Annotated in this window: 18 protein-coding genes; 14 read left to right on the top strand and 4 right to left on the bottom strand. The window is 41.6% G+C overall.

The features are described 5' to 3' along the window. Positions 1-481: 481 nt before the first annotated feature. The gene (gene gap, locus CXF72_RS01900) at positions 482-1,474 is read right to left on the bottom strand and encodes a type I glyceraldehyde-3-phosphate dehydrogenase (protein WP_101036451.1); all 993 of its coding nucleotides are present in this window, start codon (positions 1,472-1,474) and stop codon (positions 482-484) included. Positions 1,475-1,816: 342 nt separating this feature from the next. Further along, the gene (locus tag CXF72_RS01895) at positions 1,817-2,722 is read right to left on the bottom strand and encodes a D-hexose-6-phosphate mutarotase (protein ID WP_101036450.1); all 906 of its coding nucleotides are present in this window, start codon (positions 2,720-2,722) and stop codon (positions 1,817-1,819) included. A gap of 305 nt (positions 2,723-3,027) precedes the next feature. Between CXF72_RS01895 and malQ the strand changes: the two genes are divergently transcribed. From malQ to CXF72_RS01875, 4 genes are all read left to right on the top strand, one after another. Then, entirely contained in the window at positions 3,028-5,226 is a 2,199-nt protein-coding gene (malQ, locus tag CXF72_RS01890) for a 4-alpha-glucanotransferase (RefSeq protein ID WP_101036446.1), read from the top strand. A gap of 35 nt (positions 5,227-5,261) precedes the next feature. Beyond that, a complete protein-coding gene (glgB, locus tag CXF72_RS01885) occupies positions 5,262-7,550 on the top strand; it encodes a 1,4-alpha-glucan branching protein GlgB (RefSeq protein ID WP_198552469.1) in 2,289 nt (762 codons plus the stop codon). Continuing rightward, the gene (gene glgX, locus CXF72_RS01880) at positions 7,551-9,656 is read left to right on the top strand and encodes a glycogen debranching protein GlgX (protein WP_101036444.1); all 2,106 of its coding nucleotides are present in this window, start codon (positions 7,551-7,553) and stop codon (positions 9,654-9,656) included. A gap of 152 nt (positions 9,657-9,808) precedes the next feature. Continuing rightward, positions 9,809-10,090 (top strand): YeaC family protein, encoded by a 282-nt coding sequence (locus CXF72_RS01875; protein ID WP_101036442.1) that lies wholly within the window; start codon positions 9,809-9,811, stop codon positions 10,088-10,090. A 1,117-nt stretch (positions 10,091-11,207) separates the two neighbouring features. Here the strand turns inward: CXF72_RS01875 and CXF72_RS19210 are convergent. Next, the gene (locus CXF72_RS19210; RefSeq protein ID WP_157823170.1) at positions 11,208-11,360 is read right to left on the bottom strand and encodes a hypothetical protein; all 153 of its coding nucleotides are present in this window, start codon (positions 11,358-11,360) and stop codon (positions 11,208-11,210) included. 119 nt (positions 11,361-11,479) lie between these two features. Further along, positions 11,480-11,632, bottom strand: a complete 153-nt coding sequence (locus CXF72_RS19205) for a hypothetical protein (RefSeq protein WP_157823169.1) — start codon at positions 11,630-11,632, stop codon at positions 11,480-11,482. A gap of 323 nt (positions 11,633-11,955) precedes the next feature. Between CXF72_RS19205 and CXF72_RS01870 the strand changes: the two genes are divergently transcribed. From CXF72_RS01870 to CXF72_RS01820, 10 genes are all read left to right on the top strand, one after another. After that, positions 11,956-12,489, top strand: a complete 534-nt coding sequence (locus CXF72_RS01870) for an acyloxyacyl hydrolase (RefSeq protein ID WP_101036440.1) — start codon at positions 11,956-11,958, stop codon at positions 12,487-12,489. Positions 12,490-12,873: 384 nt separating this feature from the next. Continuing rightward, positions 12,874-13,656 (top strand): ABC transporter permease, encoded by a 783-nt coding sequence (locus CXF72_RS01865; protein WP_101036438.1) that lies wholly within the window; start codon positions 12,874-12,876, stop codon positions 13,654-13,656. Beyond that, positions 13,653-14,318: an ABC transporter ATP-binding protein gene (locus CXF72_RS01860; protein WP_101036436.1), complete on the top strand. Its 666-nt coding sequence runs from the start codon at positions 13,653-13,655 to the stop codon at positions 14,316-14,318. The genes CXF72_RS01865 and CXF72_RS01860 overlap by 4 nt, the downstream gene beginning before the upstream one ends. Then, a complete protein-coding gene (locus tag CXF72_RS01855) occupies positions 14,308-15,513 on the top strand; it encodes a lipopolysaccharide biosynthesis protein (protein ID WP_232784853.1) in 1,206 nt (401 codons plus the stop codon). The genes CXF72_RS01860 and CXF72_RS01855 overlap by 11 nt, the downstream gene beginning before the upstream one ends. Positions 15,514-16,479: 966 nt before the next feature. After that, positions 16,480-16,887, top strand: coding sequence for a hypothetical protein (locus CXF72_RS01845; protein WP_101036434.1), 408 nt, complete (start codon positions 16,480-16,482; stop codon positions 16,885-16,887). Positions 16,888-16,889: 2 nt separating this feature from the next. Beyond that, positions 16,890-18,614 (top strand): polysaccharide biosynthesis/export family protein, encoded by a 1,725-nt coding sequence (locus tag CXF72_RS01840; RefSeq protein WP_101036433.1) that lies wholly within the window; start codon positions 16,890-16,892, stop codon positions 18,612-18,614. Between the two features lie 95 nt (positions 18,615-18,709). Beyond that, positions 18,710-19,129 (top strand): glycosyltransferase family protein, encoded by a 420-nt coding sequence (locus CXF72_RS20175; protein ID WP_442966019.1) that lies wholly within the window; start codon positions 18,710-18,712, stop codon positions 19,127-19,129. Position 19,130: 1 nt separating this feature from the next. Further along, complete coding sequence (gene wecB, locus CXF72_RS01830; protein ID WP_101036428.1) at positions 19,131-20,288, top strand: non-hydrolyzing UDP-N-acetylglucosamine 2-epimerase; 1,158 nt, start codon at positions 19,131-19,133, stop codon at positions 20,286-20,288. Positions 20,289-20,442: 154 nt separating this feature from the next. Beyond that, on the top strand, positions 20,443-21,687 hold the full coding sequence (wecC, locus tag CXF72_RS01825) for a UDP-N-acetyl-D-mannosamine dehydrogenase (protein ID WP_101036427.1): 1,245 nt from the start codon (positions 20,443-20,445) through the stop codon (positions 21,685-21,687). A gap of 14 nt (positions 21,688-21,701) precedes the next feature. Further along, a complete protein-coding gene (locus tag CXF72_RS01820; RefSeq protein WP_101036425.1) occupies positions 21,702-22,196 on the top strand; it encodes a hypothetical protein in 495 nt (164 codons plus the stop codon). The last annotated feature ends 17 nt before the right edge of the window (positions 22,197-22,213 follow it).

The raw sequence follows: 22,213 nt of genomic DNA, 5'->3' as shown, positions 1-22,213 counted from the left end.
TAATTATTGCTTGTTGTGCCCGTAGGGTGCGCTCTGCGCACCGATTGCAGCTGCCTGCGGTGCATAGAATGCACCCTACAAATAACATAATCCCCATTCCATTTATTAACTTATGATGTCGATTCAATTTCTTAAACTTCGAGCTTCGAGTTTTTAGCTTCGAGTTTTCGCGCTTTCGGGCGAATTTTAGGTACAAAAAAGCCCATACCGAAGTACAGGCTTAAAACAAATTTGACTAATTATTGCTTATTGTGCCCGTAGGGTGCGCTTCAGCACCGATTGCAGCTGGCTGCGGTGCATAGAATGCACCCTACAAATAACATAATTCCCATTCCATTTATTAACTTATGATGTCGATTCAATTTCTTAAACTTCGAGCTTCGAGCTTTCGAGCTTCGAGTTTTTAGCTTCGGGCGAATTTTAGGTACAAAAAAGCCCGTGTAAAAACACAGGCTTACAACAAGTTTTAGCTAATTATTGCTTATTTTGAAATAAGAGTAACTAGGTCAAGAACTTTGTTTGAGTAACCGATTTCGTTGTCGTACCAAGATACTACTTTAACGAATTTGTCAGTTAGTGAAACGCCTGCAGTAGAATCAAATACTGAAGTTTGAGTTTCACCGATGAAATCTTGAGAAACAACTGCATCTGCTGTGTAACCAAGAACGCCAGCGTATTCATTTTCAGAAGCACGCTTCATTTCAGCACAGATTTCAGCATAAGTAGCAGCTGTTTTAAGGTTAACAGTTAAGTCAACAACAGAAACGTTTGCAGTTGGTACACGGAAAGCCATACCCGTTAATTTGCCGTCAAGAGCAGGGATTACTTTACCTACTGCTTTAGCTGCACCAGTTGATGATGGAATGATGTTTTGAGAAGCACCACGACCACCGCGCCAATCTTTAACAGAAGGGCCGTCAACGGTTTTTTGAGTTGCAGTAGTTGCATGAACTGTAGTCATTAGACCAGACTCAATGCCCCATTTATCGTTAAGTACTTTAGCGATAGGTGCAAGACAGTTAGTAGTACAAGAAGCGTTAGAAACGATATCTTGACCTGCGTATGCAGCAAAGTTTACGCCGTTAACGAACATTGGAACATCGCCAGAAGGGCCTGTTAAAACAACTTTTTTAGCGCCAGCAGTGATGTGCTTACGAGCTGTTTCGTCAGTGAGGAAAAGACCAGTTGCTTCAGCAACTACATCAACGCCAGCTTCATCCCATTTTAGTTCTTCAGGGTTACGGACTGCAGTTACGCGAACTGTTTTACCGTTAACAACTAGGTTACCGTCTTGAACTTCAACTGTACCGTTAAAACGACCATGAGTTGAGTCATATTTAAGCATGTAAGCCATATAATCAACATCTATCAAGTCATTGATTGCTACAACATCAATATCAGTACGTTCACATGCTGCACGGAAGACGAAACGTCCGATACGACCGAAACCGTTAATACCTACTTTAATTGTCATTTTTTATAGATCCTTTTGGATGGTTTGATTTTAAAAACTGTGTCTATTATAGGTGCCACTAACACCAAAGGCTTGATGTTAGTCAAGTTACTTAGTGTTAGTCAAGTTAATTGCCTTGTATGATAAATTTTCATAAAAAGAGTAAATAATGTCTTTTTTTTATCATTGTGCTTATAGAAAAAATCATTTGTAATTAAATTACACAGCTATTTTAATGGCTAACACACAAAAAAGAAAGCTAAACAGGTATTTAACTCAGTTTTATGTTAGCAAACTCTTTTATCTGGTGGTCAATTTTCAGTAATATTCCCATTTTAAAAATGTCGAAATACGAAAATATTTTCACCCTAGATGAGATTTTATTGTGCTTGTCAGGCTGTGTGAATGCCCCGGTTTTACTGTTACTCCGCTTTTATTTGTAATAGCAGATTCAATGCAGAACATGGTTTTGTAACCCTGATCCGTCATGTCTGCAAAAGCTTGCGCACCAGCGACCCAAGGAGTCCATAAAACTTCGGTGTCATTACCTGAGTTGTCTATAATAAGTTGGCGGTTAAACTGCTTATCTGACAATTTAATAGGGGAAAGCGCTTTTTTATAGATAGCATCGATCGGACCTGTGATTTTTAATGTGCTGTCACCGGACTTTGCCTGGCCATTATTCAACGAATCATTATAGTTGTTATTTAAGCCCGAAATAGCACATGACTCCGGCGCACTAATATTTAAATAAGTGTGTAAAGCCCCTCGGTATGAGAAAGGGCTGTTGCCGGTGTTTTTGCTGATCAACTCAAGTTTTATTTGATCAGTTAAGGTCGCCTTTAGCACTAATTCAAATTGAAATGGCCAGATTTCCCGCGTTGCCGCGTTGTCGGTTAAGCGCAGTTCAATCTCCACACCCTCGGAAAATTCGTTATGCGCAGCAAGCTCCCACTTGCTGGTGCGGGCAAATCCATGTGCAGGTAGGTTTTCTCCCAAAGATTTATCGGCAGCACCAAACCAGGGCCAGCAAACGGGGACGCCGCCACGAATTGCCTTTTGCTGATTATAAATGGCGGTTTTACTTAACCAGATAATGGGCGGTTGTTCTTTTAATTGGAAATGCACAAGATGGCCGCCATGAAGCGCAAAAGCGGCATCAAATTTTTCGTGCCCGATGATTAAAAATTCATAACCGGCTGCATCGGCTTGGATACTAACGGCTGTGGATAACGTCTTTATTTTATCTAAAGAAATGTGACGTAGCATGAAAAAATCCTATGTGATGAGGTGTTGTATTGGGTTAAGATAACGCTTTTAGCACTTGTTTATTGGCACCCTAGGTGCAAAATAATAAAGTGGGATGTGAACTGTTTTTTCAGTAAATCTATTAGTAGTACTTGTACACTAAATCATAAAATGTTTATATATTCCAGAGCGATATATTAAATATATTCTAGAAACAAGTATTAAATTTTTCCATTTTAAACTGCTATTGAACTTTTAACAGATGAAATGTGGGAAACGATTAATAATACTGATAAGTTGTATTTTTAGATAAAAATAGGTGTCACATGACTAACTCAGCTTTAAATATGTTTATGGAATTAAAAGGAATTGATCCTGGTTTTGTTGATGCATGGGGGAAACCTGCTAAAATTTCAGATGAAAACATTAGAAATATCATCAATAAAATGGGCTACGAAGCCGATAATGATGATGCACTAACCGCGCATTACCTCGAACAGGAAAAGCAGCATTGGTTATCTTTATTACCGCCTGTTGCTATTTATGAAAAGCACGATACTTATACCCTGGATATCTGTTTACCGATTGATTTTGCAACGGATGATTTGCTCTATAAAATCACCACCGAAGATAAAAATGAAATTACGCAGACCTTATCCGCAATAAAATTTCCGTTAATCGCGGTTAACGAAATTTCAGATATTGAATTTCACTGTTATCAGATGGCACTGACCTTAGATTTGCCTTTTGGTTATCATTCCTTATCGCTTTATGAACAAGGTAATGATGAAGCACTGGCAACAATGTCTTTAATCATTACGCCGGCAAGTTGTTATACGCCGAAGAAGATAGACCAGGGGAAAAAGGTTTGGGGCGCCAGTGTCCAGCTTTATTGTGTTAAGAGTGAGGTTAACTGGGGCATTGGTGATTTCAGCGATTTAAAAACCTTGTTAAAAAACACCGCCGAAACGGGCGGTGATTTTATCGGCTTAAACCCTATCCATGCGTTATCTCCTTCCCAGCCTAAGCAGGCAAGCCCATACAGTCCCTCTTCAAGAAAATGGCTCAATATTTTATATACGGATCTCACTGCAGTTGATGAGCTGAAACGTAATAAAGCCTTACAAACTGAAATAGAAAGTGATCAATTTCAACATCAGCTAACAAGTTTACGTGAGACTGATTGGGTCGATTATGAAAAGGTGACTGCACTTAAACTTGAAATATTAAAAGCATTATTTGCGACACTTAATGATGGCAGTGCGGCAAGTATAAAACGGCTAGCCAGTTTGCAAATTTATGTTGAGCAAAAAGGCGAATCATTACAGCAACAAGCAAGTTACGATGCTCTGCAGTTTAAATTCCTTGCTGAAGATTCAAATTCCTGGGGCTGGCCATCATGGCCTGAAGAATTTCAGTCCTTTCAAAGTGATGGATCACAGGCATGGATAAAAGATAATCAGGATCAGGTGTTATTTTGGTGCTATTGCCAGTGGATTGCTGAATTGCAACTCGAAGAAGCGCATCAATTAGCTAAATCTCTGGGAATGACATTAGGTATTTACCGGGATCTGGCGGTCGGTGTGGGTAAAAGCAGCTCTGATATTTGGGCAAACCGCTCGCTGTATTGTGAGAATATCAGTATCGGTGCGCCACCGGATGTGCTTGGTCCTCTCGGACAAAGTTGGGGATTACCGCCAATAGCACCGGATCAAATGATCAAAGCGGGTTATCAGCCCTTTATCGATCTGTTGCAGTCTAATATGAGTCATTGTGGTGCACTGCGTATTGATCACGTGATGGCCTTATTACGACTTTGGTGGGTTCCTGAAAATGGTGGTGCAGATAAAGGGGCATACGTCTATTATGCGGTACATGACATGCTTAATTTATTGGCACTTGAGAGTGTTCGTAATGAGTGTCTTGTTATTGGCGAAGACCTGGGTACTGTACCCGAAGGGATGGATGTTTTATTAAAAGATGCCGGTGTGTATTCTTATAAGGTATTTTTCTTCGAAGTCGCATCGGATGGTGGTTATATATCACCTTCACATTACAGTGAGCAGGCAATGGCAACACTGTCGACCCATGATATGCCAACCATTAAAGGTTTCTGGAATTGTGAAGATCTTCACCTTGGCAGAGAATTGGGGCTGTATCCTGATCCGGTCGCTTATCAACAGCTACTCGAAAATCGTATACGTTGTAAACAGCAGATACTGGACAGTTTGCATGGTCACAATCGCTTACCCGGTAATTTTCCGCGAGATGCTTACATAACTCCGATGGATCAAACTTTAAACTTCGCCTTGCAAACCCATCTGGCGGCCGGTAATTCCGCATTATTAAGTTTGCAGTTGGAAGACTTTTTAGAAATGGATCAACCGGTTAACGTACCCGGGACTTCAGATGAATATAAGAACTGGCAACGTAAACTGTCAAAAAATATTGAGCAGATATTTACCGATCCAGACATAAAAACACTGCTCAATAAATTATCTCAAGCGCGCAACGGTAAAATATAATTGCTATTTAACATTAACCAGTAGGCTCTTAAATTATGAATAAAACTGTAACTAAAGCGGCAAAAAAAACAACTAAGCCGGTAAAAAATGAGGCTAAAAAGGCAGTGGTACCTGAGGTCCATGCCTCTTTAATTTCATTACTGAACGAAGCGAAATTACCTGATCCTTTTGAGCAGTTGGGTTTGTTGAAAAACCCTAAAGGCAAAGGGTTTGTGGTCCGCGCTTGGCTACCCGATGCCCAAAAAGTAGAGCTGTATGCTTTATCAGAAGAAAAGCCATTAACTGAGCTGAAGTTAATAGATGCAGCGGGTTTATTTGAAATTGAATTGCCAGAACTGAACGAAAAATTCATTTATGAATTTAAGGCCGTTTACGCTGCTGGCGAGCATCGTTTTGTCGATCCTTATCAATTCCATGAGATCGCTTTTGATGGTTTGTCTACCTTGCATGAAGCGCCGCAAAATGTTTATAAAACATTAGGTGCACAACTTAAAACAACACATGTTGGTGACATCGATATCTCTGGCGTACGTTTTATTGTCTATGCGCCGAATGCCACCAGTGTCAGCCTGATCACTCAATTCAATCATTGGGATGGACGACGTCAACCCATGCAGCGCAGCTGGTGTGGGCATTGGGTTATTTTTGTACCGGATTTAAAAGCGGGATGTGCTTATAAATTTGAACTCAAAGATGGATTAGGTAATCGTCTGCCGCATAAAGCGGATCCTGTCGGTTTCCAAGCTGAGCTATACCCGTCTCATTCGTCGATTGTTGTTGATCATGATCTCTACCAATGGAACGATCAGGAATGGCGCGCATCACAAACAGGTGACAAACGTTATAGCGCAATGAGCATCTATGAAGTGCATTTAGGCTCATGGAAGCGTAAACACGAAAATGGTGTCGATCGTATGCTTACCTATCGTGAACTGGCTGCTGAACTCATTCCTTATCTGCTTGAATTGGGCTATACGCACCTTGAAGTCATGCCCATTTCTGAATTTCCCTATGATGGTTCGTGGGGATATCAACCCGTTGGTCTATTTGCGGCAACCAGCCGCTTTGGTGATGCGGACGATCTTAAATATTTCATTGATCAATGTCACCAGGCTGGTATTTCGGTCATTGTTGATTGGGTACCTGCACATTTCCCTGCGGATCCGCACGGTTTAGCGCGCTTTGATGGCACACCTTTATACGAGTATGAAGATCCGCGCCGTGGTTGGCATCTAGATTGGAACTCATACATTTATGATTTTGGTCGCGATCATGTCCGTCAATTTCTGGTGGCAAGTGCATTAATCTGGTTAGATAAATTCCATGTTGATGGTTTACGTGTTGATGCCGTAGCTTCAATGCTGCATTGGGATTATTCACGTGAAGAAGGCGAATGGGTACCTAATGTAGATGGTGGTAACCATAACTATGAAGCTATTAGCTTATTAAAATGGTTTAATGAAGAAGTATACGGTCAATATCCAAATGCAATGACCATAGCGGAAGAATCAACTGCCTTTGCGGGTGTCTCTAAACCTACTTTTGAAGGTGGTTTAGGTTTTGGTTTTAAATGGAATATGGGTTGGATGAACGATACCTTAAGTTACATGGAAACAGATCCTATGTATCGTAAATACCACCATCATGAAATGACCTTTTCGATGGTTTACCATTACAATGAACACTTTGTTTTACCTATTTCTCATGATGAAGTAGTGCACGGTAAAAAAAGTATAATTGGCAAAATGCCGGGTGATGAATGGCAAGCGGCTGCCAATTTACGTGCTTATATGGGCTATATGTATGCTCATCCGGGCAAAAAATTAAACTTTATGGGCACTGAATTTGCGCAAGCGAGTGAATGGAATTATAACAAGGGATTAGATTGGGGCTTGTTGAAGTTTGATAAACATAAAGGTCAAAAGCTACTTACCTGTGACTTGAATAAAGCTTATAAAAACAACTCTGCATTCTATGAAGCTGATTACGATACGAAAGGGTTTGAATGGTTAGATCATTCCGATGGGGAAAAAAGTATCCTTGCTTTTGTAAGGAAAAACCTAGCGCAAGATAAACAGGTTATCTGCCTGTCTAACTTTACCCCGTTACCCCGTGATGGTTACCGGGTGGCCGTTGATGAATTAGCTGATTATGAAGTTATTTTAAACACCGATAGTGAATATTATTGGGGCAGTAATTATGCAATGGGCGATAAAATGGGCGTCTTTGTTGCAGAAGAACAACAGTGGCAAGGTAAGGAATATTCAATTAAACTGAATTTACCCCCTTTATCCACTGTGTATTTACAAAAAAAGGTAAAATAATTGGAAGATAAACTCTTAGAACTGGATAAAAAAAAGCATCCTTTCTCTGCATCACGCGGGCAGTTTCTGCCCCTTGGTGCAATTCTAGATAAAGAAGGCTGTCACTTTTCAGTTTATAGCTTAGGCGCTTATCGCGTTGACTTATGTTTATTTGATAAACATGAAAATGAAATTGCTAACTATCCTCTTGAAGTCAAACAAGGGAAGATGTGGAGCATTTTTGTTGATCAGGTCAAAAAGGGACAGCTATACGGGTATCGGGTATACGGTGATTACCAACCAGAAAATGGTCTTTTGTTTAATCAAAATAATTTATTAATTGATCCCTATGCAAGGGCTTTAAATCGTGTCCAGCATAACTTTGCTCAGGCGCAGAGTGATGACGATCACTCTCAGGTGGTTAAGTCAGTTGTTATTGATAACAGTTTTGATTGGAAAGGAGTCACTAAACCTAATATTCCTGAGCATGAGCGCATCATTTACGAAGTACATGTAAAGAGTTTCAGCCAGCGTAATAAAAAAATTCCGTTGGAAAAACGTGGTAAATATCTTGGTTTATCACATCCTGAAAGTATTAAACATTATAAAGCTTTGGGCATTACCAGTTTGCAGATAATGCCGGTGTTTAGCTTTGTGAGTGAATTAAGACTTAAAAGTTTTGGTTTAACCAATTATTGGGGTTATAACCCGATTAACTTCTTTGCGCCTGAAAACCGTTATTCACAATTTGATGCGGTCAATGAATTTAAAACCATGGTGCGCGAACTTCATGCTGAAGGCATAGAAGTCATTTTAGATGTGGTTTATAACCATAGCGCAGAGGCGGGAAACAACGGTCTAATCCTGAGTTTAAAAGGGTTTGATAACCGTAACTATTATACCTTTGAAAAAGAAGTGGATGGCAACCATTTTAATTATTCAAACTACAGTAATCATTCCGGCTGTGGTAATACGATAAACCTTGATTACCCTTGGGCTTTAAAATTAGCACTCGATTCATTGCGTTATTGGGTAACAGAAATGCAGGTTGATGGTTTCCGTTTTGACCTGGCTGTGACCCTCGCCCGTGAAGCGAATGGTTTTAATAAACACAGTGCCTTTTTTAAAGCACTGTTACAGGATCCGGTATTAAGCCGCGTCAAGTTGATTGCTGAGCCTTGGGATATCGGCCCTGGAGGATATCGTTTAGGCGGGTTTCCCAGTGATTGGTTAGAGTGTAACGACCGTTATCGCGATACATTACGTTCTTTCTGGCGTGGAGATACCGGTAACGTGGGCGATCTTGCCACACGTTTACTCGGTTCCCGTGACGTATTTGCCAAGAGTTACCGCTCTATTTCCACTAGCGTTAATTACATTTGCTATCATGATGGTTTTACAATGGATGATCTTGTTTCCTATGAGCGCAGGCACAATGAAGCTAACGGTGAAAAAAGTCGCGATGGTCATGGGCATAATTTATCTGCTAATTATGGTGTTGAAGGTCAAACCGATGATGTCAAAATCAATCAAATACGCCAACAGCAAAAACGTAATTTAATTGCCAGTTTATTTCTTTCTCAGGGCACACCCCATTTTTTATCGGGTGATGAAATGGGTCATACCCAAACCGGTAATAATAATGCTTATTGCCAGGATAATATTCTAACCTGGTTAAGTTGGAATTTAACTGATGCTGATAAAAAACTATTTTCTTTTACCAGTGAGGTTATAAAACTACGTAAGGAATCTCATATATTTGGCAGTCTTTCACTCAGTGATGATTGTATTGACCGCTGTGAAAATTCAGATCTTGTCCAGTGGTATCACCCTAATGGTGAGATAATGGAAGAGATTGATTGGCACGCGAGTAATTCTCAAGCGATTGCGGTTGAATTGCGCGAGGAAAAGCAATTGGGTGAGCGTTGGTTTATAATATTAAACTCATCGAGTTATCACATTACTTGTAATTTGCCGTCCTTAGAAGTTGGTTTGGCTTGGAAAATGAAAATAAATACGGTTTGTTCGTCGGGTAAATTAACCGACGAAGAGGCTAATATCACCGACGCTATTCAAGTTAAAGCCAGATCCGTTATTTTGTTAAAGTGTGTACGCCATTTAACTTAATGATTAACGGTACAAGTATAAATTGCAGCCAATAATTTATCTTAAAATAAACTAAATTTAACGCCCTGGCACCGCTTTGTTAGGGCTTTTTTATGGGATATTGATTTTTAAATTAATAATGACATCTTAAACAGAATTAATGAGGAAGCATCATGAAAGAGATGACGGATTATGCGCAGAGCATATCACCCGCAGTATACAATCAACTCAAAGAGGCTGTTGAAACGGGTAAATGGGTAAACGGCGATAAATTAACGGCACAGCAAAAAGCGGATTCTCTGCAATTTTTGATGGTCTATCAAAGTCAATTTAATGATAAGCCAGATCACTTTTCGATCGCCAAAGGTGGCGAAATCCATATGGAAAGTAAGAAAGTCTTAAAATCACAATTTTCTGACGTTTCTTCATCGGATGTGCATAAACTAAAGCTATAAAGCTATAAAGCTGTAAAGCTAAAAGGCTAAAAGGCTAAAAGGCTTAAGCCCTGCATATAAATCTTCATTCGGTCGCAAAAAGGTAGGTAATCGGTGCGCAGAGCGCACCCTACGGTTATGTCATTTGTAGGATGCATTTTATGCATCATTAATGACCACAGTCTATGCAACCGATGGGGTATATACGACTAAAACCCGCAACGCTTTTTAATCAAAACGTTGCGGGTTTTTTTATGTTATTTGTAGGATGCATTCCATGCATCGTTAATGTTACCCGGTGCTGAAGCGCACCCTACGGTTATGTCATTTGTAGGATGCATTCCATGCATCGTTAATGACCACGGTCGATGCCATCGGTAGGATGCATTTTATGCATCGTTGATGATCACGGTTTATGTTATCAGTAGGATGCATTCCATGCATCATTAATGACCACTGTCGATGCAATCGGTACGGTGCATTTATGCACCGTTAATGTTGCTGGTGACGGGATTGATAATGAATTTGGTGAATAACACAGACAATCGGTGCGCAGAGCGCACCCTACGGGTATGTTATTGGTGGGGGCATGTTATGCACCGTTAATGATCACGGTTTATGTTATTTGTAGGATGCATTCCATGCATCATTAATGACGACGGTCGATACCATCGGTAGGATGCATTTTATGCATCGTTAATGACCACGGCCGATGCAATCGGTACGGTGCATTTTATGCACCGTTAATGTTGTTGGTGACGGGATTGATGAAATTGATAATGAATTTGGTGAATAACACAGACAATCGGTGCGCAGAGCGCACCCTACGGGTAGGTTATTTGTAGGATGCATTTTATGCACCGTTGATGATCACGGGTTATGTTATTGGTGGGGGGCATGCTATACATCGTTAATGACCACGGTCGATGCCATCGGTAGGACGCATTTTATGCACCGTTAATGTTGCTGGTGACGGGATTGATAATGAATTTGGTGAATAACACAGACAATCGGTGCGCAGAGCGCACCCTACGGGTATGTCATTTGTAGGATGCATTCCATGCATCGTTGATGATCACGGCCGATACCATCGATACGGTGTATTTATGCACCGTTAATGTTACCCGGTGCGGTGATGTTATCGGTAGGATGCATTCCATGCATCATTAATGACCACGGCCGATACCATCGGTGCGGTGTATTTATGCACCATTAATATTGCTCCGCGCACCGTTAATGTTGATCGGTGCGCGAAGCGCACCCTACGGGTTACGTTATTTGTAGGATGCATTCCATGCATCGTTAATGACCACGGCCGATACCATCGGTATGGTGTATTTATGCACCATTAATATTGCTCCGCGCACCGTTAATGTTGATCGGTGCGCGAAGCGCACCCTACGGGTTATGTTATTTGTAGGATGCATTCCATGCATCATTAATGACCACGGCCGATACCATCGGTACGGTGTATTTATGCACCATTAATATTGCTCCGCGCACCGTTAATGTTGATCGGTGCGCGAAGCGCACCCTACGGGTTACGTTATTTGTAGGATGCATTCCATGCATCGTTAATGACCATGGTCGATGCAATCGGTAGGGTGCATTCCATGCCCCGTTAATAAGGACAATATAACGCTGCTTTGTATAAGCCGTTTTGATGATTTCCCCAAAAAATTCAGGAGCAGAACATAGGGGAATGCCGCAAAAATTTAAGTTCTATAGCAGCCTGCGCCAATAAAAACTCATATTTAGAATGTTAAGTCAACCTATTTATTAAAATTTTGAACTGGATGCTGTTTTTTGTGTTGCCAAATTTCAGCTTTCTGACTAATCTCTAGCTTGTCGTTTTTCTTGTTGTGATCTCAAGCTCTGGAGTCGGTATGCATCGTCTGTTAACTGTGTCAGCAATTTTTTCTACTCTTATATTCCCCCATTCATCTTTTGCTTTGCAGAATGAAAACCAATTACGCTGTTTATATTATCAGGCGGCAACAAGGCAAAATGTCGACATTAAGATTGCAGAATGCAGCTATTTATTTCCTTTTGATGTAGGGAAAATAACTGACTCGTTGACATTCTACCCCCTTTTAAATTTGGGCGCCGTTATCTCGGGCCGTGATTACGGTGCATTGCTGGGAGGTGGGCTGGGTATGAATTACAGCTTTTTTGAAAAGGTTGATCTCTATTTTGAGGGGGGATCATCCTGGCTGACTGATGTGGAATACGGCAAGCGGGGAGAAGCATTAAAAGATTACGGCGGTCATGTGATGTTTTTTGCAAAACTGGGGCTGCAGTATCACTTATTAACCAACTGGGCTGTTGGTTACTCTTTTTTGCACCTATCAAACGGTAACAGATATGAAGTAAACCCCGGATTTGATGGCCACGGTATCAGTATTTCCTACCATTTTTAAAGTAACCACAGTAATAGAAGTGATTTTAACCTCAGAGGTTATCCGCTAACCAGCACATAATGCCTCTTAACCCGCCAATGTTAACCGCAATAGTGATCTATTTGGGATGTGCTACTTGATGCGTGCCCCCGCACGGCCCCTTCCGGTACTTAAAAACAGTTCAATTTATTTTTCTGAGTGCTACTACCTGCAAACTTTTTTTACTATAAAATAACTTTTAAATAACTATTGAATCAGTTTTTGTTGATCTATGTCTCATGTTAAATTAGACTAACTGCTTATATTTCAATCGGATGAAATCGGTCAGTTACTATACAAAGATAATAAAATGGCTTTGTCGATCTTTTATGTTTGTAAGTTTTTTATTTTTAAAAAAGAGCCATTGTGAAAAAAAACAGAAATTCTCTAACCATAATGTGCGATACCGTGCATGCCTTAATGATGAGGGAAATAAAAACCCGCTTCGGGGCTAACCGCTTAGGGTATTTTTGGGCAATTGCCGAACCTGTTGCCGGAGTTTCTGTTATGGCGCTGATGTTCACGCTAATAGGCCGCAGCAGTGTCGCGAATATTCCTGTAGCGCTGTTTATATTAACGGCGCTGCTGCCGTTTAAACTCTTTACCAAATTAATGACCCAGCTCACCTCTGCGGTCAATGCCAATAAAGCTTTGCTGGCTTACCGGCAAGTTTCCGCTATCGATCCGGTGATCACCCGAATCATCATTGAACTCGCTACTTACCTTATCGTCTACTGCCTTATTTTTAGTTTTTTGGCCTGGCTGGGATTTAACGTTTTACCCGATGATCTGCTTAAAGTACTGGCGGCCAGTGTTTTAGTTGCTTTGTTAGCGACTGGCCTCGGCTTAATGCTGTGCACTGCAAACTCTTATTGGAAAGACGTAAATAAATTAGTCGGCATGATCACTCTGCCTATGATGATTATGTCCGGTGTGATGTTCAGTGCCACTATGATCCCGCCTCAGTATTGGTATTTAGTGGATTGGAATCCGATCTTTCATGCGACTGAGTTAAGCCGCGCTGCTTATTTCAGCAGCTATGTAACCCCCTTAGGCAGCTGGTTCTATCTTGCAATGAATGCGCTAGTGATTTTCAGTCTCGGATTAACCAGTTTTTATGTCAATAGATTGAGGTTTATAACCGCATGATTCATTTTGAGAATTTAAATAAATATTACGCCACCAAAAAAGGGCGTTTTTATGTCTTTAAAGACGTCAATATCAGCCTGCCGACGGACCGTAATATTGCAGTATTAGGCCCGAACGGGGTGGGCAAATCAACGCTGATCAGAATGATGGGCGGTGCAGATATGCCTAACCGCGGACGCATCCATTCAAAAAAGAAGATCTCCTGGCCATTAGGTCTGCAGGGCGGACTGCAGGGCTCTTTGAGCGCGCGTGAAAATGTGCGTTTTGTGGCGCGCATTCACGGTTATAAAAATACCAAAGTCATTGAGCAGCAGGTCGAAGACTTTGCCGAGATTGGCCAGTTTTTTGACGAGCCGGTAAAAAATTATTCCAGCGGTATGCGTTCGCGTATTACTTTTGGTTTGACCATGGGCTTTGATTTTGACTTTGATGTGTTATTGATTGATGAACTGGGCGCGGTGGGTGATGCGAATTTTAGAAAAAAAAGTGAAAAATTGTTATTAGAAAAATATGAAAAAACCAAGCTAATTATGGTCAATCATTCCATGCCTGCACTGAAAAAGTTTTGCGATGCCGGGCTGCTTATCCATCAGCAGAATTTAGTGTTTTTCGAAAAATTGGATGATGCAATAAAGGAATATCAGGATATTTATGTCAGATAGTGATAACAAAAAAGACACGGCATTATTGCGTAAAGTACAGAAATTAAAAGCTAATCCTAAATTATTTCTGGTTGATTCAAAAGCTTATATTCAAGCTAAAAAAACCGTTTATATGGCGAGAGCCAAAATTGGATCCTTTGCCGTAGTGCTGCTGGCATCCTTATTGGTGGTGGTTTATTTTACTTTAATCGCCTCGCCGCGTTATGTCAGCCAGGTACAGTTTGTTATCAAACAGGCATCCAGTAGTGGGGTACAAATAGGCGCATTGATGGCTTTGGGCGGCGCTTCCTCGTCTTCAACGCGGGATGCATTTATTTTACAGGAATATATTTTATCACAGGAAATGGCTCGAGCACTGGATAAAACGGTCGGCCTGCGATCGCATTATCAACAGGAAAATTGGGATAGCTTAAGCCGTTTAAGTGCGGACAGCTCTCAGGAAGATTACCTGGAATTTTATCAAGAACATATTAACGTGCGTTACGACGAGATGTCGGAAATTTTACTGGTAGAAGCGCAAAGTTTTGATCCGCAATATTCGCTTTTAGTGGCCCAAACGTTATTAACCCTCAGTAAAAAATTCATTAACAGTTTGGGTGACGATATGGCGCAGCAGCACCTGGATTATGCCAAGAAAGAAGTGCAGCGCGCGTATAACGATTTGAAAAAGCAGCAAATTAATTTAATCAATTTTCAGGATAAAAACTCACTTTATAATCCGGAACTACAAAGCGCGGCACTGTTTGCTGCGATCAATGAAATTGAATCTTCTCTGATAGGAAAAAAGACAACGCTTAAATCACTGCAGGCTTATCTGCGTAATGATGCCGCCGAGATAAAATCTCTGGGTTATCAGATAACCGCCCTGGAAGCGCAGTTAAAAGAAGAAAAATCCCGACTGACGAATGAAGATCAGAAGTCGCTTAATAAAGTGAATTTTGATTTTAAAGAATTAGAGCTTAATGCGGTTTTTGCGGGAGATTTGTATAAATCGGCAATGGCAAGTCTAGAGATGACCCGTGCCGAAGCCTTTAAAAATCTTAAATACCTGCTGGTGGTTGTCCATCCGAGGTTAGCTGAAGATCAGAAATATCCGCAGCGCCTGTACAGTATTTTCACCTGGTTTGTTGTTATCACCCTTATTTATCTGGTCGGACGGTTACTGCTGTCGGTGATTAAAGAGCATCAGGAATAAGGGCGGCTGTCGGCTGTCTGTCGTCGGTTGTCGGTTGTCGGTTTTGAGCTGTCGGCTGTCAGTCGTCGGCTTTCTGCGGGTAGCAGTCAGCCGATAGCCGTCAGCTGTCAGCTGTCAGCCGATAGCCGATAGCCGATAGCCGATAGCCGATAGCCGATAGCCGATAGCCGATAGCCGATAGCCGTCAGCCGATAGCCGTCAGCCGTCAGCCGATAGCCGTCAGCCGATAGCCGATAGCCGTCAGCCGTCAGCCGATAGCCGTCAGCCGTCAGCCGATAGCTGATAGCTGATAGCTGATAGCCGTCAGCCGTCAGCCGTCAGCCGATAGCCGATAGCTGAAAACCGACATCCGTTTTCATACGCAATGCGATTGGCGTTTACATCGAGGGGCGGTAGCGTGCCTAAAATAGAATTGGTACGAACAATTAAGCCGATAGCCGATAGCCGATAGCCGTCAGCCGACAGCCGATAGCCGAGAACCGATAGCTTCGAGTTTCTAGCTTCTAGTTTCGTCACTCGTAGCTAAGGGTTTCGTAGCTCGTAGCTCGCCACTCGCAGCTCGTCGCTGTGCGTTTTGGACCGACAGCTGAAAGCCGACAGCCGTCAACCGCTTCTAGTCGATTTTCGTTTACATCGAGGGGCGGTAGCGTGCCTAAAATAGAATTAGTACGAACAATTAAGCCGATAGCTGTCAGCCGTCAGCCGTCAGCCAATAGCCAATAGCTGTCAGCCGATAACCGATAGCTTCGAGTTTCGTCACTCGTAGCTAAGGGTTTCGTAGCTCGCAGCTGGGCGTTTCGCCACTCGTAGCTAGCAGCTCGGGATTCGTAGCTCGTAGCTAGCGGCTCGTTACTCGTCGCTGTACGTTTTGGACCGACAGCTGAAAGCCGACAGCCGTCAGCCGCTTTTTGCTGCTTTGTTTCCCTCATTATCATTATTTTTAAAAAGTATTTGAGTCTGTTTATTATGAAAAAAAATTTTACCCACCCTGTTATTAAAAAAGCGGTGATGATTTGTGCGCTGTTAAGTCTCACAGCCTGCGCTAGCGGGCCGCGAAGCGTCAGTGCTTCGCTACCATTGGTGACTTCTTCTATGGAAAAGCCGAATAAAAAAGAAATTCCTGAGCAATATTGGCCGATCTTAGCGGATGCCAATCAGTCGCGTTTAAAGCATCAGCAGTACCAAATCAGCTTAGGCGCCATTTATCCCTCGGCTCTGGGACTCACCTGCCGCGAATTAGTGTTTAATGATACTCAGGTGATAAAAAAACGTATTGCCTGTGAAAATCATTTTATTAATAAAAATAATAAAGCAGATAAAGGCTGGTTTCTTGAGAAAGAGATCATCGAATCTAGCCATTATGTGGAGATGTAGGAATGATAAATAAAAAAATAAGTTTTCTGTGTCTGGTGTTTATCACTCAGCCGCTTTTTGCGGCCTTTGAGCCCAGCTCGATTGATACCTTACGGGCCAATAGCAGCACTGAAATCCCGGAGATTGGCTCGGCTTCGGCTATCGATTCATTAAATGGCGGCAGTTATAATAAGCAGGCAAGAAGCGGTTTGTTACTGCCGGGTGAAGTGGATATTAAGCGTTTATTACCTTCTTCCGGTGAAGATTTACCGCCACCCTATGGGGCGAACTTATTTGCCGGCGGTTACGAGTCGGAAAGAACGGACGGATTAAATGCCAATTATCCGATTGCCGCGGGCGATAAAATTAATATCTGGTTGTGGGGTGGGGTGAGTTATTCGAATCTGGTGACCGTTGATAATCAGGGTAATATCTTTATTCCCAAGATCGGTCCGATTAAAGTGCGAGGAGTTAAAGCCAGTCAGATAAATGCATTTGTTACCGCAAAAATCAAAGCGACCTACACCAATAACGTTAATGTCTACGTTAACTTACTGTCGACAACACCGGTCAGTGTGTATTTATCCGGTCCGGTAATCAGGCCCGGTCAATATGCCGGTATGGCGTCCGACAGTCTATTATATTTTCTAAAACGCGCGGGTGGTATCGACTCCGTGCGTGGCAGTTACCGTGATATTGAGGTGCTGCGTAATAATAAGGTGATCGCTGAGGTTGATCTGTACCGTTTTGTACAGACCGGGCAGCTGCCGAATATCAACTTCAAGAACAAAGACGTTATCCTAGTGCAACCGCAAAAATCAGCCATTAATGTGTCCGGTGCCGTGCGCAACCCGTTCCGATTCGAGCTTGATCATAAAATCTCCACCGGCAGAGAATTATCTGACTATGCCCGACCGCTGGCCAAAATAAGCCATGTCGGCGTTTATGGTCACCGCGAAAACGGGCCTTTCTCGGTATATCTGGAAGAACAGGATTTTCAAGATTTTGAACTGCAGGACGGTGACAGTGTTGTCTTTAATGCCGACTTGCACGCTCAGGTGATTGATGTGCAGATATCAGGCAGTTATTTGGGGCCTTCCTACTTTGCCGTTAAAAATAGTACCCGATTGCATGATCTTCTAAACCATATCCCCATTAATCCTGCGTTAACGGATAGCAAATCCATCTACATTTTGCGTGAAAGTGTCGCGCAACGTCAAAAGCAGTTGCTTAATGACTCACTCGACAGGCTGGAACGCAGCGTTTTTACCGCGCCTATCTCTTCCGATGGCGGCGCTTCTATTCGTGCTAAAGAAGCGGAAATGGTAATGCAGTTTGCTGAAAAAGCACGCAAAGTTCAACCACTCGGCAAAGTAATAGTGTCGGATAACGGGGTCACAGCAAACATACTGCTGGAGAAAGGCGATCAGGTGGTTATTCCGCATTATACGGATCTCATTCAGGTGGCGGGCGAAGTGATGATGCCGCAGGCGATTGTCTTTAATGACGATGCCAAAATGGATGATTATATTGCCTGGGCTGGCGGTTTTACCGATCGTGCTGAAGATCAGAAAATATCCATAGTGCGGGCAAACGGCATGGTGATTTTCGATACTAATGCACAAATCCGTCGCGGTGACCAAATTCTAGTAATGCCGAAGGTCGATGCAAAAACCATGCAGACGGTAAAAGACATGACCCAAATCATCTACCAGATAGCGGTTGCCGCGAATGTGGTACTGAACTGATAGAGAACACATTACGATGTAAATGTAACAAGCTGATTTTAAATTAGTTTTTGACGTGTTAGCAGGAATTCCCGGAACGTGCCCAACGTCTAAAAATCGCCATAAGCGCTTTAAATAAACAAAAATTAGTCGTATTTGACCGATTTTTAGACGGGGATAACGGTTGGGAAAATGATCCTTTAATAGAAAAAATGCAGAGTTTTTTGTACCAAGATTCTAAAAAGCATTATCAATCAGGAAGAATACATCTGAATGTTAATACCTGTGACGGTTCTAAAACGATGCTCAGTCGCAGGCTAATTGAACTATTGGCTTGCGGTGCAACGGTTATTGATATTACTAACCATAAAAATGTGAATTTACTAAGTCGTTTTGTATATCAGATAGCTACTAAAAAAGAATTTGAAAAAGTAATAAGGCATAGCAACATAAATATAAATCATCAGTTTCTTGTCGATAATTATTCTGTGAACTGTTTGATCGAGAGACTCAAGTTTTTAACTAAAAGGAAGTAGTATGAAAGTTTTAATCGTATTTGGGACGCGTCCTGAAGCCATCAAAATGTGTCCAGTTATTGAAGCGATGAAATTAAACCCTGCGATTAAACCGATCGTGTGTGTGACCGGGCAGCATCGTCAAATGTTAGATCAAGTTCTAGAACTATTTGATATTAAACCTAATTATGATTTGAATATTATGAAACCAGGTCAGGATTTAACGGATGTTACAACCGCTATTCTGCAGAAATTAAAACCTATTATAACAGAGGTTAAACCAGCCCGAATTTTGGTACATGGTGATACTGCAACTTCTTTCGCTGCTACTTTAGCCGCTTACTACCAACAAATTCCTGTCGGTCATGTTGAAGCGGGTTTGCGTACGGGTGATATCTATTCGCCATGGCCTGAAGAGGGAATGCGACGTTTGACTTCAAACCTTGCAGATCAGCATTACACACCAACAACCAGCTCATTAAAGAATTTAATCTTAGAAAATATAGAGCCAGATGGCATCTTTGTGACCGGAAATTCGGTTATTGATGCCTTGCTGATGGTATCAAAACGTTTAGATGGCAATCAAACTCTGGCGAGTGAGTTTGCCGATAAGTTTTCATTTATTGATGCGTCTAAAAAGCTGATCTTAGTAACGGGGCATAGACGTGAAAACCACGGAGACGGCTTCGAAAATATTTGTAAAGCGATAGCGATACTCGCGCAACGAGATGATGTGCAAATTCTTTATCCGGTTCATTTAAACCCTAATGTTCAAGAGCCCGTAAACAGAAATCTAAAGGGCTTAGATAATGTATTTTTGATTGAACCGCAAGATTATTTGCCATTCGTCTACCTCATGAAAAAAAGTTATATTATTTTAACCGATTCAGGTGGTATTCAAGAAGAAGCCCCAACGCTGGGTAAGCCAGTTTTATGTATGCGTGATACGACTGAACGGCCGCAGGCTGTTAAAGCAGGAACAGTTAAATTAGTCGGAACCTGTGCCGAAACGATTGTTGCCGAGACGACCAGATTACTTGATAGCGAATTTGCATACCAGGTCATGAGCCATGCGAGCAATCCCTACGGTGATGGTACAACGAGCCAGCATATTATCAATGCAATACTGGGCAGTGAAAGTGCACTGAGATTAAGGTTAAACGCTGAGCTTATCGCTTAGCCCATCACAATAATTAAAGACTAATTTAAAACCTTTTAGGCATCGCTTTTAGCGTATTAAAAGATCACTAATAGGTTAACCATGGCGATTTTATATTTGTAAAATTGCACCTATAAGCATTATAAAAACATTAATTAAATAATTTGAGAAGAATATGAAAATTAACACTATTTCAGTCGTAGGGCTAGGTTATATCGGTTTGCCAACTGCAGCAGTCATTGCAAGTAACGGTATTCGAGTTAAAGGCATTGACGTAAATCAGCAAACGGTGGACACGATCAACCAGGGGAAAATTCATATTGTTGAACCCGGGCTGGAAGAGTTAGTTAAGGTTGCAGTAGCAGAAGGGCATTTAACGGCACACACTAGCCCACAAGCTGCGGATGCCTTTTTAATTGCGGTACCAACCCCTTTTAAAGGTACTGACCACGAGCCAGATCTGAAATACATAGAAGCAGCCTCTAAAGCATTGGCTCCACAGTTAGTAAAAGGCAACTTGGTAGTACTGGAGTCTACTTCACCTGTAGGCGCAACCGAAAAGATGGCTGCTTGGTTACAGGAAGAGCGCCCTGATTTGAGCTTTCCGCATACCGTTAAAGCAGGACAAGTTGCAGATATTTTAATCGCACACTGCCCTGAGCGGGTATTACCCGGTCAAGTTATCCGTGAACTGGTTGAAAATGATCGCATTATAGGCGGTATGGACGAAGCAAGTACCAAGGCCGCGACGGCTGTGTATAAAGCTTTTGTTCATAAAGGTAACTGTATCGCAACAACGGCACGCACGGCGGAAATGGCAAAATTAACTGAAAATGCCAGTCGTGATTCACAAATCGCTTTTGCTAATGAACTATCGATGATCTGTGACAAACAGGGTATTAACGTTTGGGAGCTGATTGAACTGGCAAACTTACACCCCAGAGTAAATATTCTCCAGCCGGGTGCAGGTGTTGGTGGTCATTGTATCGCCGTTGATCCTTGGTTCATCGTTAACCAAAATCCGGAAGAAGCGAAACTCATTAATCAGGCGCGTTTAACCAACGATGCCAAACCGCTTTGGGTGATTAATAAAATCGAGCAAGCCGTCAAAGGCATCGAGAACCCTAAAATTGCGTGCTTAGGTTTAGCATTTAAACCGGATATTGATGACTTACGTGAGAGCCCGGCATTAAATATCGTCCAGAATTTAGCCCTCAAAAGTTATGAAATCCTCGCCGTTGAGCCAAATATTGAAGCGCTGCCCAAGGCATTTTCAAGCCTAGAAAATATTCAGTTAGTGGATCTGGAAACCGCTAAAGCACAAGCTGACGTGGTTGCTATTTTAGTAAAGCATAAAGAGTTTGTTGCTATGGATGCTAGTGACATTAATGTGCTTGATTTTGTTAATGCAATTGTATAAGGAAATTAATTCATATGGAATATCAAGAATTAAAAAGTGAATTTGAGATCAATATTGATACTACTGAAGTTGAATTAATCAAAGTGCTCGAAAATGCAATAAATATTAACTCAGTCAAGAAGGTTTCATATCGTAAAGTTGCGTTTTCAGTGCTTAAGGATTTGAAGCCGCTTTTGGCTCTGCAAATGATAGAACCTGCTATTCATCTTATTGATGATGCTAAATTTCTTGCAATAACTAAAAAACGGGCATTAAAAATACTCAAACTTGGCAATGAAGAAGTTAGACCTATTTACAAAAAGATATTATTGAAAGAACTTGAGTTGCAATTCATTAATAATATAGAGGATTATGGGCTTGATTTGGCTTTGGTCGAACTTGATTTTCAGATTAGTAAATATCCATATTTGGCTATTACATTGTGTAGACGTCTACGTAAAAAATACGCTGATAGTCATGATAGATTACATGGGGTACTTTCAACTAAATTGTCCGTATTAATTGAATAATCGATTTTCGGTAGTAT

The organism is Psychromonas sp. MB-3u-54 (assembly GCF_002836415.1).
Taxonomy (GTDB): domain Bacteria; phylum Pseudomonadota; class Gammaproteobacteria; order Enterobacterales; family Psychromonadaceae; genus Psychromonas.
The sequence above is the reverse complement of the archived record's forward strand: the minus strand, read 5'-3'. Positions and strand labels throughout refer to the sequence as shown.

Bases quoted from the DNA above. Each gene is read 5' to 3' on its own strand.
- CXF72_RS01875 (WP_101036442.1), top strand. From the start codon at position 9,809: ATGAAAGAGATGACGGATTATGCGCAGAGCATATCACCCGCAGTATAC.
- CXF72_RS01855 (WP_232784853.1), top strand. From the start codon at position 14,308: ATGTCAGATAGTGATAACAAAAAAGACACGGCATTATTGCGTAAAGTA.
- CXF72_RS01840 (WP_101036433.1), top strand. From the start codon at position 16,890: ATGATAAATAAAAAAATAAGTTTTCTGTGTCTGGTGTTTATCACTCAG.
- wecB (WP_101036428.1), top strand. From the start codon at position 19,131: ATGAAAGTTTTAATCGTATTTGGGACGCGTCCTGAAGCCATCAAAATG.
- CXF72_RS19210 (WP_157823170.1), bottom strand. From the start codon at position 11,360: ATGCATCCTACAAATAACGTAACCCGTAGGGTGCGCTTCGCGCACCGA.
- malQ (WP_101036446.1), top strand. From the start codon at position 3,028: ATGACTAACTCAGCTTTAAATATGTTTATGGAATTAAAAGGAATTGAT.
- gap (WP_101036451.1), bottom strand. From the start codon at position 1,474: ATGACAATTAAAGTAGGTATTAACGGTTTCGGTCGTATCGGACGTTTC.
- glgB (WP_198552469.1), top strand. From the start codon at position 5,262: ATGAATAAAACTGTAACTAAAGCGGCAAAAAAAACAACTAAGCCGGTA.
- CXF72_RS01860 (WP_101036436.1), top strand. From the start codon at position 13,653: ATGATTCATTTTGAGAATTTAAATAAATATTACGCCACCAAAAAAGGG.
- CXF72_RS01845 (WP_101036434.1), top strand. From the start codon at position 16,480: ATGAAAAAAAATTTTACCCACCCTGTTATTAAAAAAGCGGTGATGATT.
- CXF72_RS01820 (WP_101036425.1), top strand. From the start codon at position 21,702: ATGGAATATCAAGAATTAAAAAGTGAATTTGAGATCAATATTGATACT.
- CXF72_RS19205 (WP_157823169.1), bottom strand. From the start codon at position 11,632: ATGCATCCTACAAATAACGTAACCCGTAGGGTGCGCTTCGCGCACCGA.
- wecC (WP_101036427.1), top strand. From the start codon at position 20,443: ATGAAAATTAACACTATTTCAGTCGTAGGGCTAGGTTATATCGGTTTG.
- CXF72_RS01895 (WP_101036450.1), bottom strand. From the start codon at position 2,722: ATGCTACGTCACATTTCTTTAGATAAAATAAAGACGTTATCCACAGCC.
- CXF72_RS01870 (WP_101036440.1), top strand. From the start codon at position 11,956: ATGCATCGTCTGTTAACTGTGTCAGCAATTTTTTCTACTCTTATATTC.